The sequence below is a fragment of the Candidatus Methylobacter favarea genome (assembly GCF_902806695.1).
Taxonomy (GTDB): domain Bacteria; phylum Pseudomonadota; class Gammaproteobacteria; order Methylococcales; family Methylomonadaceae; genus Methylobacter_B; species Methylobacter_B favarea.
The window spans coordinates 1-14,254 of sequence record NZ_CADCXN010000072.1; the positions used below are offsets into that span (position 1 = coordinate 1).

The 14,254-nt window shown below is 50.2% G+C and carries 14 protein-coding genes and 1 pseudogene; 2 read left to right on the forward strand and 13 right to left on the reverse strand.

Annotated features, from left to right (window positions below; translation table 11 throughout):
* Positions 1-848: 848 nt before the first annotated feature.
* Both hypB and hypA read right to left on the reverse strand, forming a co-directional pair.
* Positions 849-1,637 (reverse strand): hydrogenase nickel incorporation protein HypB, encoded by a 789-nt coding sequence (hypB, locus tag HUX64_RS11360; protein ID WP_174626351.1) that lies wholly within the window; start codon positions 1,635-1,637, stop codon positions 849-851.
* Between the two features lie 14 nt (positions 1,638-1,651).
* On the reverse strand, positions 1,652-1,993 hold the full coding sequence (gene hypA / locus HUX64_RS11365; protein ID WP_174626352.1) for a hydrogenase maturation nickel metallochaperone HypA: 342 nt from the start codon (positions 1,991-1,993) through the stop codon (positions 1,652-1,654).
* Here hypA and HUX64_RS20120 point away from each other — a divergent pair.
* The gene (locus HUX64_RS20120) at positions 1,992-2,123 is read left to right on the forward strand and encodes a hypothetical protein (protein ID WP_281355291.1); all 132 of its coding nucleotides are present in this window, start codon (positions 1,992-1,994) and stop codon (positions 2,121-2,123) included. The genes hypA and HUX64_RS20120 overlap by 2 nt on opposite strands.
* 15 nt (positions 2,124-2,138) lie before the next feature.
* On the opposite strand, the gene HUX64_RS11370 is transcribed toward HUX64_RS20120, so the two are convergent.
* The 6 genes from HUX64_RS11370 to HUX64_RS11400 form a co-directional block, all read right to left on the reverse strand.
* Positions 2,139-2,627 carry a hydrogenase maturation protease gene (locus HUX64_RS11370; RefSeq protein ID WP_174626380.1) on the reverse strand — a complete coding sequence of 163 codons (489 nt, stop codon included), beginning with the start codon at positions 2,625-2,627 and terminating at the stop codon, positions 2,139-2,141.
* Positions 2,620-4,119 carry a Ni/Fe hydrogenase subunit alpha gene (locus HUX64_RS11375; protein WP_174626353.1) on the reverse strand — a complete coding sequence of 500 codons (1,500 nt, stop codon included), beginning with the start codon at positions 4,117-4,119 and terminating at the stop codon, positions 2,620-2,622. Before HUX64_RS11375 ends, HUX64_RS11370 begins: the two co-directional genes overlap by 8 nt.
* A gap of 418 nt (positions 4,120-4,537) precedes the next feature.
* Entirely contained in the window at positions 4,538-4,762 is a 225-nt protein-coding gene (locus tag HUX64_RS11385) for an addiction module protein (RefSeq protein WP_174626354.1), read from the reverse strand.
* A gap of 18 nt (positions 4,763-4,780) precedes the next feature.
* Positions 4,781-5,320 carry an NADH-quinone oxidoreductase subunit B family protein gene (locus tag HUX64_RS11390; RefSeq protein ID WP_174626355.1) on the reverse strand — a complete coding sequence of 180 codons (540 nt, stop codon included), beginning with the start codon at positions 5,318-5,320 and terminating at the stop codon, positions 4,781-4,783.
* Positions 5,310-6,029, reverse strand: a complete 720-nt coding sequence (locus HUX64_RS11395) for a 2Fe-2S iron-sulfur cluster-binding protein (RefSeq protein ID WP_174626356.1) — start codon at positions 6,027-6,029, stop codon at positions 5,310-5,312. Before HUX64_RS11395 ends, HUX64_RS11390 begins: the two co-directional genes overlap by 11 nt.
* Complete coding sequence (locus tag HUX64_RS11400; protein ID WP_174626357.1) at positions 6,022-7,809, reverse strand: NAD(P)H-dependent oxidoreductase subunit E; 1,788 nt, start codon at positions 7,807-7,809, stop codon at positions 6,022-6,024. Before HUX64_RS11400 ends, HUX64_RS11395 begins: the two co-directional genes overlap by 8 nt.
* A gap of 154 nt (positions 7,810-7,963) precedes the next feature.
* Here HUX64_RS11400 and HUX64_RS20125 point away from each other — a divergent pair, with 154 nt between their 5' ends.
* Complete coding sequence (locus tag HUX64_RS20125; protein ID WP_281355294.1) at positions 7,964-8,098, forward strand: hypothetical protein; 135 nt, start codon at positions 7,964-7,966, stop codon at positions 8,096-8,098.
* Positions 8,099-8,260: 162 nt separating this feature from the next.
* On the opposite strand, the pseudogene HUX64_RS20435 reads toward HUX64_RS20125, so the two are convergent.
* From HUX64_RS20435 to HUX64_RS11420, 5 genes and pseudogenes are all read right to left on the reverse strand, one after another.
* Positions 8,261-8,356, reverse strand: a pseudogene (locus HUX64_RS20435) (IS200/IS605 family transposase); the annotation flags it as partial.
* A gap of 854 nt (positions 8,357-9,210) precedes the next feature.
* A complete protein-coding gene (locus HUX64_RS11405) occupies positions 9,211-9,639 on the reverse strand; it encodes a hypothetical protein (RefSeq protein ID WP_174626358.1) in 429 nt (142 codons plus the stop codon).
* Between the two features lie 98 nt (positions 9,640-9,737).
* A complete protein-coding gene (locus HUX64_RS11410; RefSeq protein ID WP_174626359.1) occupies positions 9,738-10,952 on the reverse strand; it encodes an HlyD family secretion protein in 1,215 nt (404 codons plus the stop codon).
* Between the two features lie 172 nt (positions 10,953-11,124).
* Positions 11,125-12,657 (reverse strand): efflux transporter outer membrane subunit, encoded by a 1,533-nt coding sequence (locus HUX64_RS11415; RefSeq protein ID WP_174626360.1) that lies wholly within the window; start codon positions 12,655-12,657, stop codon positions 11,125-11,127.
* Positions 12,654-14,249, reverse strand: a complete 1,596-nt coding sequence (locus HUX64_RS11420; RefSeq protein ID WP_174626361.1) for a DHA2 family efflux MFS transporter permease subunit — start codon at positions 14,247-14,249, stop codon at positions 12,654-12,656. The genes HUX64_RS11415 and HUX64_RS11420 overlap by 4 nt, the downstream gene beginning before the upstream one ends.
* Between the last annotated feature and the right edge of the window lie 5 nt (positions 14,250-14,254).

Here is a 14,254-nt window from a genome sequence, read left to right on the forward strand (position 1 = left end):
CGGCACTATCCAGTTCTTCCACAGTGAGTCGATCCGATACCTTTAAGGCGACGTGAGACATAGCATTTCTCCGGAAACTCAACCCTATTCAACTTAGACTCCGGAGATTTCATAAGATTCGTATAAGTTCTACATAGCCCTTTTTTTCCCCAAGTGCCAGAGGCTCTAACTTTGGCGTTACTTGGTTCAATTTACATATTTCCCTGAAAAAAATCATGGCATGACGCATTTGGTTCAAAAGTTATAGTTTTTATCTGATGAACAAGAAACAACAACGAGTGCGTACCATAGTTGGCGCCAATGTCAATAAACAGCTCTGGTGGTTCAGACGAGCCAATTAGGGCTTCATATGTTTGCTTAATCTCTATATCATGTCCGGTTATAGATACGGCAGTATCCCAATCAAGCCAGAACCGCTCTGAAGTTAAAGGCATTAAAATGTCTTTTTTCGCAAAAATAACTCTCCAATTGCCATTACTTCCTCGAATATAGTTATTTCTGAATATTTTTTGCGAACATAGAGTGAAAATTGCTTTTTTGAAATGGCGTTAGCCGGACATATAAAACGTTCAATACTCGTCTTGTCCAGGAAAAAGCCACAATCAACTTAACGCCTCTCCGAATTATGGACAATGCTCCAGTTTCTATTTGCTTAATAGCTCTAACGTTTTTTTTCATTTACTTCCCCTGTTATTTTGGCCGTACCTAAAAATGTTTATATAATTCGCATATATTAAAGCAAGCTCCAGGTTAGCGCAGTAGATTAGAATTACAAGGAGCCCTAACATAATCTATGCCGCCGCTGAATGTTAGGGTTCATGCTTCATCCCCACCTACCTTGTTAAACATTAAACTGGCTTAACCCGCTTAATCAGCCAGTCTGTCCACTCAGAAAAATTATCGCCTTTGGTCGTTGACAGTTTGATGATATGTATATCGGGATTGACCTGTCTGGCGTACTGAATACAACGCTCCACATCAAAATCGACATAAGGCAGCAAGTCGGTCTTGTTGATGAGCATTAAATCGGCGGCATGAAACATGTCCGGGTATTTGATCGGCTTGTCATCGCCTTCGGTCACCGACAATACGACCACTTTATGCGCTTCACCCAGATCAAATGAAGACGGACACACCAAATTACCGACATTTTCTATGGCCAGCAGACTGTGATCCCTGACGCCCAAATCCATGATCGCATGGCCGATGCCGTGCGCATCCAGATGACAGGCGCGGCCGGTATTGATTTGCAGTGCCGGTACGCCGGCGGCCCGGATGCGATCCGCATCATGCTCGGTCTGTTGATCGCCTTCGATCACGGCTATAGGAAAGCGGTCTTTTAAAACTTTAATGGTTTCAACCAGTAGCGTTGTTTTGCCTGCGCCGGGGCTTGAAACCAGGTTCAGCGTAAAAATATGATGCTGTTGAAAATACGCGCGGTTCTGTTCGGCATAGGCATTGTTTTTACTGAGCAAATCCTGCTCGACTTTAACCAGGCGCTCGGTTTCATGGTGAGCATGGGCATGGGCATGGCCGTGATGACTGTGGCCGTGTTTGAGAAGGTGCTGATTTTGCCTGAGTACAGGTTTCAGCTTCGTAGTATTATCAGTTTGACCGCAACCGCATATTCCGCACATAAATAAACCTTCGATTAAATAACGATTAAATCTTTAATCCTCATTTCCGCGCCCTGGATGACTTTAACAAAAGGACTGCCGCAGTAGATGCAAGGGTCGTATAAGCTTTCCATTTCCACTTGCCGCTGGCATTGCCGACACACCCCCAGTCCGTTTATTTCGGAAATAGTTAATTCGGCATTTTCTGCCAGAGAGCCTTTCATGACCACATCAAAACCGAAACGTAATGCGTTCGGCTCAACACAGGAAAGTTTGCCTATTTCCAGGGTCACTTGGCTTACTCTGCTGAAGCTTTGTTGCACGGCGTGGTTTTCTAGAATTTCCCGCACATTTTCAAGCAAGGATAGTTCATGCATGCAGGTTAACCGGGCTTTGTCAGATTATGTTCAAAGCCGTCATACTCGCCGGGAAGCGGGTATCCAGGGCCACGGATGGCAAGCTCAAATCCATGCCGGCATGGCGATCCTGGCCATAGCGCTTATGTAATCTGCCAAAGTAGAACTACCACGATCTATCTGTTGCATGTTGCCGCCATATAGCTTTATCAGGATTGCCTAATAATTGACCGGCGAACTGACAAGCTTGCGCTAGATGCTGCTCAGCATTGGCGCTTAAACTTTCTCCCAGTTCGAACTTTTCTCCTTTAATGCTCAGTAAAAAACAAGGCGGCGGCGTTTGTTTTTTTATCTCTTGATAAACATCTAAAACCGCTGCAGGACTCATCGCATGTGTGGTGTAACTTTTGTCCCTGGCCGGTTCAAGCATGGCAAAATCAAAGCCATTGATACAGGCTGCGGACGCATCAATAAACAATACGATTTCTCTATTTTCCAGATCCAGCGCGTGTTCGATCTGCAGCTGAAAATCCGTCAGAATTTCTATCAAATCCAGATTAACGGTGTTCTCAATGTATTCCAGCAATAACGGCCCTAGCGCATCATCGCCGCGGCTGAGGTTGCCATAGCCGAACAGCAAAACAGGCTTAACCATCAAGCCGCTCGATTTCACCGTCATTGTGCTTGATCAGCTTGTCAACCAGTTTGCCTTCAGCGTCAATGAGTTCAAGCTGCAGCGGCATTTTGCCCACGGCATGGGTCGCGCAGGATAAACACGGGTCGTAAGCGCGAATCGCTACCTCCAGATTATTCAATAACGGCTCGGTCAGTTCCCGGCCCGATAAGTATTCCGCCGCCACTTGTCGCACCGATTCGTTCATAGCCATGTTGTTGCTGGTCGTCGAGACTATTAAATTGGCTTTGGTGACGATGTCGTTTTCATTGACTTGATAATGATGAAATAAGCTGCCGCGCGGCGCTTCAATCACGCCAATGCCTTCATAACGCTTCTCGCCCTGAGCGATTAAATCCTGCCCCAGGATGTCGGGGTCATTGAGCAAGCTATTGATGCTTTCGGCGCAATGCAGGGCTTCAATCATACGCGCCCAATGAAACGCCAGCGTGCTGTGCACCAGGGCTTCCCCGCTGTGCGCTTTAAACTCCCTACGCGCGGCTTCGGCCAGCGGCGTATCGATGTAGTCACAGTTGTTTACCCTGGCCAGCGGACCGACGCGATACCAGCCCTTGTCCTTGCCCAGCGACAACAGATAAGGAAATTTCATGTAGGTCCATGAGCGCACTTCTTCATGGATATAATCGTTATATTTACAGTAATCGACCTGATCCATAATGATTTCGCCGTTATCGTTTTTGGCGCGCAAGCCGCCATGATAAAGCTCCAGAGCGCCATCGGGCCTGGTCAATCCCAGGTAATGGCTGCGAATGGTGGCAAAATCATCATAATAGGGCAGGTTGGAGCAATGCACTTTTTTAATCAGCGCAACCGAACCTTCGGCCCAGGCTATTATCTGATCAATATCTTCCAGTAAATAGTCACGTTCGGCTCGGGTCAGCGCTTTATTCATGCCGCCGGCAACCGCTCCCGTGCCATGAATGCGTTTGCCGGAAATCATACGGATCACTTCCTGTCCGTACTTGCGCAGCTTGACGCCCTGCATGCCGATGTCGGGATATTCGCCCAGTACGGCAATGATATGGCGCTTATTAATAGCGCTTTCAAAACCGAACAATAAATCGGGGCTGGATAAATGAAAGAAATGCAGGGCATGGGATTGCAGAACCTGTCCAAAATGCAGCAGGCGTCTTAACTTGTCAGCAGAAACAGGCAGATTTTCAGGATCAACGCCGACTAACTGGTCTATAGCTTTCGCGGCGGCTAAATGATGGCTCACAGGGCAAATGCCGCATAAACGCTGCACTATTACCGGCAGCTCCCAATAAGGGCGGCCCTGAATAAAGCGCTCAAAGCCGCGAAATTCGACAATATGCAGCCTGGCCTGCCTGATGTTATTGTCCTCGTCCAGCAGTAGCGTGACTTTGCCGTGGCCTTCAACGCGAGAGACCGGATCGACAACAACTCTTTTCAGATGTTCTCGGTTTTCAGCTGTTTCCAAATGTTCGTACATGGTTATTCCCGTATATTGTAAGATGGGAGAGGCGCTAACCCCAATACATCGAAGCGGTAAATATTGGGATACGCCAGCTTAAGGCGGGCAGCTTAGCGCTGCCCACCCTAGTTCTGACCTCGATTCATAAGCCTAGGTTCTATGCCTCCAATACTCAGGATTCCTGTGAAGATGCATAACGGCAACAACAGTGATATTGTTTTGGTCTTCAACATACATAATACCGTATGGAATCCGCCTTACTAAAGCTCTTCTAATCTCGCCTTCAATGACAGGCCATGCTTTTGGAAAATTAACAATTCTAGAGATGGTAGAGGCAATCTCTAGCGAAAAACGTAACCCAATCCATTCTCTATTGCTTCGTAATAATCGATGGCTGCATTGAATTCCAATGCCGCATCAGGATGAAACAAAACATTCATTGCTGAAATCTAGCCGCTATTTTTTTAAACACCTCATTCGCTGGCTGTGCCATTACCTCACCGGCTCTTAATTGTTGAAGTCGATCTTTCGTAACTTCGACCCATTTCTTATCAATAACAGAGTCAGGCATATTCAAGCTTTTCAGCAAAGAGTCTACCAGCAAAGCCCTTTCTTCAACGGGTAAAGAAACAGCTTCTGCAATCAGTTCTTTTGTTTTCATATTGTCTCCCTTTTCACTTCAATCATAATGCACCAATTCATAAGGCAGCGAAGGCTCGCGGCCATCAATCAAATCTGTCAGGAATTTCCAGAATACATCGGCTGAAGGCGGGCAACCCGGCAAGGAGTAATCTATTTTGACGACTTCATGTATCGGATACACCTTGTTCAATAGCAACGGCAACTCAGGATCGCTGGGGATCTGCGGGTTTTCAACGCCGATGCCGTCCAGATAAGATTCGCCCAGACATTCTTCCAGCGGGATAGTGTTTCTATACCCCGGCAAACCGCCGTTAATGGCGCAGGCGCCGACAGCCACCAGGATTTTGCAGTGTTTGCGGAATTCGCGCAGGGTATGGATATTTTCCGAATTACAAACCCCGCCTTCAATCAGGCCTATGTCGCAGGGGTTGCAATGCTCTATATCAGTCAACGGCGAGCGGTCAAATTCAACGACTTCGGCCAATTTCAATAGGCGCTCATCAATATCCAGAAAGGACGTATGACAGCCAAAGCAGCCCGCTAGCGATGTGGTTGCGAGTCGGATTTTATTTGCCATGTTCAGGATGCTCCGTTTCTAAACTGACTTGATCGATTTGTTTATGATCATAAATACGTTCGCCGATCGGCACATGATAACCGGTTCGTTTAATTAAAATCGCTCCGGTCGGGCAGATATGCGCGGCTTCATCTGTTGCTTCCAAATCAGTATCTTTTAACAGCCCGCTTTCAGCGTTGAAGATCAGCTGCTTGTTGATGCCGCGGCCGCTGATGGCAAACACGTCTTTACCGTCTTTTTGCTGACTTGCGCGCACGCACAGCGTACAAAAAATACAGCGGTTCAGATCAATCAATACCTCGGGATGTGAGGCATCCAGGTTCCGCCTGGCGAAAAAATGCACAAAATGGTTGTCGAGCATATTTAAATAATAACCGACTGCCTGTAACTTGCAATTGCCGCTTTTTTCGCAGCCCGGGCATAAATGATTGCCTTCGACAAACAGCATTTGCGTGATTTTGCGCCGGTCGTCATTCAGTTCCTTGGTTTCATTGAGTATCTCCTGACCCTCCATAGCCGGAAAGGTGCAGGCGGAACACACGCGGCCATTCACTTTTACATTACACAGTTTGCAGCTGCCATGCGGGGTATAATCAGGGTGGTGGCATAAATGCGGAATATAAATGCCTGCCGCAGCCGCAGCTTCCATAATGGTTTGCCCTTCTTCGAAAGGGATCGCTTTGCTGTCAATCGTAATGGTTTTACTCATGATCTTCTCCAACTTGCGCCAAATGCGCTGCGGCATCAGTGCGATTCGCCATGCGCCTGGCTATTTCGAGCGCGCCATCCAGATCAAACCCCGGTTCATAGCTGATTTTTTTCAACCGGCTTTGGTACAATTCGGGATAGCGCTCCAAAGTCGTTAAAATTGGATTGGCAGCCGTCTGCCCCAAGCCGCAGTGGCTCTGTTTTTTAACTAGACGGCACAATTCTTCAAGCGCAGCAACATCGCCTGCTGAGCCATGGCCTTCATGAATTTTATCAAGCTGCTTTTTTAATAATGAAGTTCCAACCCGGCACGGCGTGCAAAAACCGCAGCTTTCATGAGCGAAAAAATGGGTGAAATTATGAACAATATCGAGAATGTTGCGGCTATTGTTAAAAATAATAAATGATCCGCCGGTGGCTAAATCTTCAAAAGCCAGCTTACGGTCAAATTCCTGGTTAGAGATAAAGGCGCCTGAAGGTCCGCCTATTTGAATGCCCAGAACATCATTTGCTCCGCAATCAGTTAAGACCGACTGGATAGATGTGCCAAAAGGATATTCGTAAATGCCGGGGCATGGACAATCGCCGCTGATGCTCAGTATTTTGGTACCCTTTGATTTGTCTGTACCGACATTCGCAAACCAGCCGCCGCCATTCAACGCAATGCCTGCCGCCGCCAGAAAAGTTTCAACATTATTGACTACCGTAGGTTTTCCCAAATAGCCCTGGGTCACAGGGTAAGGAGGACGGTTCCGGGGAATGCCGGGTTTGCCTTCAAGGGATTCGATTAGCGCGGATTCTTCACCGCAAATATAAGCGCCCGCTCCCATACGGATTTCAATATCAAAATCCAGGCCTTCCCGAAGAATATTGCTGCCCAGCAAGCCGGCCTTGCGGCGTTCATCCAGAATGCCTTGCAGCTTATCGAGAAGATGCAGATACTCGCCGCGCAAATACAGAAACCCTTGCTTTGCGCCGATGATGGCCGCGCACAGGGTCATGCCTTCAAAAACCTGGTGGGCATAAGAATTTAACAGCACCCTGTCCTTGAATGTTCCGGGCTCGCCTTCATCGGCATTGCAAACCACATAGCGCTCGCTCTGCGCTTCTTCCGAGCAGAACCGCCATTTCATCGCTGTTTTAAAGCCGGCCCCGCCCCGGCCCCGAAGACCTGATTGTTCGATCTCCGTCAGCGTTTCCGGCAGGCCTCTTTTAAATGCCGCCCTGAGCGCTGCGCCGTGACCGATCTGCTGGGTTAGCAACAGGCCGGGCTTGCGGATATTGTCTTCTACCTGAAATAACTCGGCAGGCCATTCGGCAAGGGGTTTTTGTTGATTAATCAAGTCGGCGATTGCATCGATTCTGGCGTGATCCAGTTTCGTCAAGGCATGGCCATTGACCATGCCGGCTGGGCCTTGATCGCACATACCCGTACAGGAGGTATTATCCAGGCTGACCAGTCCATCTTCGCGCACTCCTCCGACAGCAACCTTTAACTGCCTGGCCAGATAGGCGGTTAAATTTATCTTATCCAGCATATGATCAGTAATGGAGTCGCTGATCAGGAGTTCATATTGCCCTTTGGGATATGAATGGAAAAAACTGTAGAATTCAACCACGCTGATAATGCGGGTGCGGGGAATATGCAGCAGCCCGGCCAGCTGCTCTATCGCACCTTCCGGTACATAATGATAACGGAACTGGATCGCTTTTAGAATTTGCAATAAATGGCTTGCCTGATAGCCATTTTTTTCTGCGAGGTTCTGAATAAATTGTTTCATATGTATGCCCCTGAATTGCAAAGTCTAGCAGTGTAAGCCGCGCTTGATAATTATTGTTGAATCCCGTTAACCCAAGGTGATTCTTTTCATTTAAGGATATAAGATAGTATCGGATAAGCGTTCATGCAACAATTACCGTCAACCAGAAAAGCCGGTGCTGGAAAGTATAACTCGTCATCAGTGGATTTCAGAAGCTGCTTATATCAAAGCAGAAGCCAGGGGATTTGGCCTGGGCGGGAACTGGACGATTGGCTGGAAGCTGTCAATGAATTTTCCGGGCGGCTGGTAATTATCTTTCAACTTTAGAGTAAGACGGGGCAATAATAATTATAAGTTTGCATCAAGTAAATATCCCCGCTAAGCCGGGGCTATGTTGTGAACTTCTCAAAGCGGTATAAGGGGCCGCTACCTCGGTCCCACTTAAATAGCTACCTAAAGGCGCCGTTCAGCTCTAAAGATTCAATTGTTCAAATCTCTGATCTTCTTGTTTCTGGTGGCCTATGTATTCCCGGATCATCGTTTCTTCCCTAGTGTAAAAGCCCCAGAATCGACAGATTTGTCGGCTTGATCTCGTCTATTCGTCCCCGCCTGAAGCTCAGAGGTGGCGGTGTTGATATCGGGTCATCTTCTGGCCCTAATGCCGTGCGCCTTGACATTGCATCCGGCTTTCATCGGTACCGGCTGCGGGACGTGGGGGCTCAGGGGTTCGGCCCCAGCCCTTCAATACCGCTTCCATCTGAGAGACGGAGGCCGCGCTTTGTGGTTCGGGAATACGCTACATACGCTTCTGCCAGAGTTTGAAGGGGTTTTTAACAAGGCGCACTGCCTCCGCTGGGGTAGCCTCTACCATCGCCAATTCCACCAGCGATCCCCCGGCCTTTTCAATGTCCAGCGGCATCCTCTGCCGACCAACTTTACCAAGGGCACTTTGTCTTCATCGTCAAGCGTTGACCCCGCTCAAGCGAGGACTCTGTAAACTTTTGCCAACACAGCGCTTACAAACCTGTTCGGCCTACCCGTTCGGCAAGCTGCCAATTTCTCAGCTGGCAACCCGGTTCGCCTTCATCGGCCAGCAAGACAATCTGGACATGCCGACCACAATAACCCAAACCGCGAAGGAGCTACAGGTTTCATGATTGTCTGGCTGGGCGTGCTAATGCAATAGGATTTATGGCAAGCCGAGTAGCAGCCACGCCCAACTGTCAGGTGCATTGCGAGGCAGGCAGTATAAAAGTTGCTTGTTAAATGAAATATTACAGGCTGGATATGTCTCAGTAATAGATAAAAAAGCAGTGATCGACCTCGCAACAAGGCAAAAAGACAAAGATAAGGTTACATTTTCGAATTGATGCTCTGCCGGATGCGTTCTTAGCGGTTGAATTTTTTATGAAGTGCGTCCAATCAAATAAGGACCCAAAAAATCATACAGGTAACACTCGTCATAAAACCCATCGACCATTTGGCTTTTCCGAGTGCAGATAAACCGTGCCAATATGCTGAAATTTGTTTTTTTAGCTGCCGCCAGGCGCGTGCGAGGTTGTCCATGCATTCCACGCATCGGTGCGGCAGGCTGCGCAACAGTTGGTATAGTTTGTACAACGGGTACCCGGCAATGGCCCACATGAGATAAAAAACAATGACTTGCGTATCATGAAGATCGGTATGGAAAATATATTCAATGAGTATGTCCAGCGAGAGCTCAATCAATTCGAATGACATATGGAGCAGCTCAAGCACTAGATCAAAGACTGTATCGATCATTACCAGGGCAAGCGCAATGACAGCCAGGATTAAACCGAGGGCGGCTTTTCGATGAGTAAATAAAATCAATGATAATTCTCCGAGTGATTGATTTGTCGGGCTTACCTGGCTTTGACGCCGACAATAACGCCACAGCCCATGCCCAGCCATATCATCAGCATCAGGCGCTAGAATTTTTTCGTGGCCCCCGCTTTGAGAGTACTGCAAGGCGGCTCTGAGGGCTGGTTTTTTTGAAGCAGATTATTGTCGATGATTTCCTGAGCCCTGGCCTGCGCATCGGCGAGCTCATCAATAAAGATGTCAGTCTCATACTCCTGGCTAGCAGCAGTGGCCAAGGAGTCGCTAAGCGGCCGTTTCGCGTCCCTGATGTCGATCGCGGTCAGAGTGGAAAGTCCCGGGCGAAGAGGATTTTTCAGTATCTCGTCTTTGCGCAAGGCAATGCGCACGGGTACGCGTTCGACGATATGAATAAAATTTCCGGCCGCGTTTTCAGGCGGCAGCAAGGCAAAGACGCTGCCGGTACCGGGCACCAAACCTTCCACTGTGCCATGATAGATAAAGTGCTCCCCGTAAAGATCTACGCTAACCTCCGCCGGCTGGCCGGGCCGTATCTGTGCCATTTCGGTCTCCCGCAAGTTGGCCTCTACCCACAGATGCTCCAGAGGCACCAGGGTCATAAGCGTATCGCCGGGCTGAACCCGGTTTCCGACCTGAACCTTGCGCATGGACACATAGCCTGAAACGGGGGCACGGATTTGCTGCCGCGCATAGTCAAGATAGGCGCTGATGAATTTATACTTGGCTGCTTCTACGTCCGGATGCAGTGTTCGGCTGGTGCCGCCCACTTTCGCTTCGATGGCTTCGACCTCCGCCTCGGCCTGCCGCATTTCGGCTTCCAGCGCTATCATCTGGTCTTCGGCATTTTGCACAGCCTGCTCCGATACCGAGCCGTCTGGCGCTGCCTGGCGTAATCGAGTCAAGTCATGGCGTACCCGGGCAAGCCGGGACGAGCGGGCGATCAGTTGTTGGCACATTTGCCGATGCGTGGAAAAGACCGCGCCGATTTCGCGCACAACCTGTCCCAGTTCGCCTCGCCGCTGGCCTAAAGCAGTCTGCGCGCGATGCTCATCAAGACGCACCAGCAGATCCCCCTTGTTTACAAATTGACTTTCTTCGACCAATACCTGCGTGACGATACCCGTTGCATCCGCTTCCACCGGAATAAGATTGCCCGTAACGAAGGCATTATCGGTTTCCACCCGAAAGCGTCTGTAGTTCCACCAATAACCGGTATAAGCCAAAGCGCCGGCAGCCAGTATCAGCATAACTATCAGGAGATAGCGATTGCGCCGGGCGCGAATAATCTTGGTATGAGTTGTCATAGGCAGTTATATCGGCAACGCCGGATTTTATTCTGGATTCAAATAGCGTTAATGGAAATTGATTAATCATCGGTCAAGCTCATCTGCAGCAGCATTTTTACCTAAATCCCTGGAGACTCTCGCGGCTGTATTTTTCTTATTCGTGGGGATATCCAAGACCCTGATTATTGGGTTAACTCTGCCAGGGCAACCAACTGAACAGTTTCTTTTCAGGTTTCTGTTCGATAATCTTTAGATCATTCACATAGCCGCCGCCCAACGCTTCCATCAAATCCACAATGGCCACCAGCCTATCGGCTTCCAGCGTTTTCAAGGCATATTCCTGGTTCAGCACGGCATGCTGATGCGCCAGCAATGCCCGGCGATCATCGAGTCCACTGCGGAAACGAACCTGAGCAAAGCCGAGGTTTTCCTGTTGCGCAGCCAGCAGGCGGCCATGCGCTTCGAGTATGGAGCGCGATTCGCGCCAGCGGCTCAGGCTATCGGCTACTTCCTGCACGGCCTGCAACAAGGTTTTATTGTAAAGCTCCACCGCTTCATCGTATTCGGCCCGTTGCGCAGATAATTCGCCGCGCAGGCGTCCGCCTTCGAACCAGGGCAGCCGCAGTCCCGGCGCAATCCCGTAAGAGAAGCTGGAGCCCGAGAACAGCACATTGGCAAGAGAACTTGCCCCCTTCGTTAACCTGAGGGCATTTATACCGGCAAATGCCGTCAGATCGATAGTAGGCAGAAAGCTGGCTTTGGCTACTTTGACCCGCTGCGCTGCCGCCTCAGCCCGATGCAGGGCGGCGGCGAGATCCGGACGGTGGCCGAGCAGTTCCAGCGGCAGCTTCGCAGGCAAGCGTATTTTTTCGGGACCAAGCGCGGTATCGATGAACAGGTTTTGGGTCGAATCGGGCCCATTGCCTATCAGCCTGGCCAGCAGGTTGCGCTGAATATCCAGCTGATCGCGTATGGCCGCTTCGCGCTTATTGGCCTGTTCCAGTTCAATAGTTGCCTGCTTCACGCGGTCGGCTGAATCCAGGCCCAGCCGCAGCCGCGTGTTGTCCATAGCGAGCAGTTCGCGGCGCAGCTCAAGCATGGCTTGCGCCAGATCCAGCTGCTGCTTCAGGGCGCTGCCCTGTATATAGGAGCGGGCAATGGCGCTCGTCAACTCCAGCAAAACTTCGGCATGCTCGGCGTCCTCTGCAGCCGATTCGCCCAGCGCGGATTCGAGCGCGGCGCGATTTTTTCCCCAGAAATCGAATTCGTAGCGAAAGCTGAAAGGATTTATTTCGCCGAAAACAATATTTGCTCCCGCCGTTTCAGGATTGAGCCTGGAAAATACCCCATTTTCTGAAATACGCTTATTTTCGAAATTCACCTCTGCGTCCAGAAACGGCAACAGCCTTGCGCCCTCCACGCGCGTCATGGCCTGCGCCTGACGCAAGCGCGCGGCAGCCACTTTGACATCTCTATTTTCTTTTAGAGCTATATCCATGAGACTGTTTAGTTCCGAACTGCCGAATTCTCGCCACCAGCGCTCAGGCGGCCAAGGCTCGGCAGCAAGCGCTTTATCACGACCTGTATCGACTAGCGCTTGTTCCAGGGCTGGAGTTTTCATGAACTCGGCAGGCTTGTCGCCTGACGGGATCCAGGCGCAGCCGGCTATCAGAAGCATAACTCCCGCATAAATCCCCGAAACAAGAGTTTGAGCGCGCCTCATGGCTCCTCCATTATTTCTTCAGCGCGAATGTCGCCCAGTTCTTCAGTCAGCGTGGGATGAACGCGTTGATAAGTGGGATAGGCCAGCCATACCAGTCCAGCCAGTCCGAGGAACAGGTAGCTAGCCAGCAAAAAGGCATCGTTCAGCGCCAGAATGGCCGCATGCTGCTTGATGATAGCGAGGAGTCTGCCTTTCACCATACTTGCCTCAAGACCGCTGTTTTCTAACTGTGAAGAAAACCCTTGCAGCATATCAATGGATGCGAACCTCCGGCCTCCGAAAGTATCGGCCAAATGCAATTGATGAAAGGGGCTGCGCCGAAATAGCACGACGCCCTGGCAGGTGATGCCGAGCGCGCCGGCTACAATTCGTATAAACCCCGCCTCTTCAGAGGCGCGCGCCTCTTGACTACCGGACAGTCCATGCAGAGTCAGCCGGGTCAGCGGCATAAAAAACGAGCCGAGAAAAAAGCCGAGCAGCAACATCGGCCAAAAAAGCTGATCAAATGAGCCGGGGTCATCGAACAGGCCTAGCCAGTAAAAGGTAACAGCGAAACCCAGCAGATTGAGGCTGGCCAGCAAACGGGCATCCAATTTCTTGGGCAGTTTGTGCATCCCTAAAGTTACCGGCACCGCAAGCAAAATCATGGGCAGAAAAGCCATGCCCGCCAGAAAGGAGGAATAACCCAGCAATACCTGAAGCTGAACGATAAATACGGAGAGCAGCCCCTGCAGTGAAAAAAATCCTGCCGCAAGGCAAATTACGCCTATGGTAAAATTACGGTGCGCGAACAGGCGGATATTAAACGCAGGGTGGCGTTTATCGAATTCCCAGATAATAAAGCAGGGCAGCGCAACGACCATAATGATCAGTATGCCGCGCAGCAAGGGCGAATCCAGCCAGTCAAAATCATTTCCCATGTTCAGAAGAGTCTGCATGCTGCCGAGAACCAAAGCCAGGAGTGCAAAGCCGATACCGTCGAAACGCGCGCGGCAATGCTGAAATCCCCGTCCGGCCAGCAATGAGCCGATAATGCCGGCGATAGCCAGGGCGAGGGGAGCATTCAGATAATACAGATAACGCCAGCCCAGCCCGTCGGCAATCGCGCCGCCTATTGGAAAGCTGATGGTAAAAGGCATCAGCGTCACCAGCCCCCATATGCCAAGACCCAGCAATCTCAGTTGAGGCGGGTATTCTTTCAATAACAGCGATTGTCCGATAAAGAGCGTAACACCTCCTGAAAATCCGAGCAGAATGCGCGCCGATACAAACAGCCATAAGCTCTGGCTGATGGCGCATAGGGAAGAAGCCAGAGCATAGACGATAAATGCTGCGATAAAAGAGCGATAATCGCCGAATCGGCCAGCCAGCCAGCGCGCAATCGGAAACGCCAAGGCCAGGGAGATCATGAAATCGGTCTGTGCCCAAGTGCCGAAGCTCGGCAGCACGCCGCCCAGATCGCCAGTGACATGAGGCAACAACGCAATATAGGCGCCGACATTGAACAACACGATTATGTGTCCCAAACCGAGCGCGACATTAAAAAGGACGAAGCGCCATCCGCGCAAGCTTTTGGCATAAACGATGGTCATGGAGC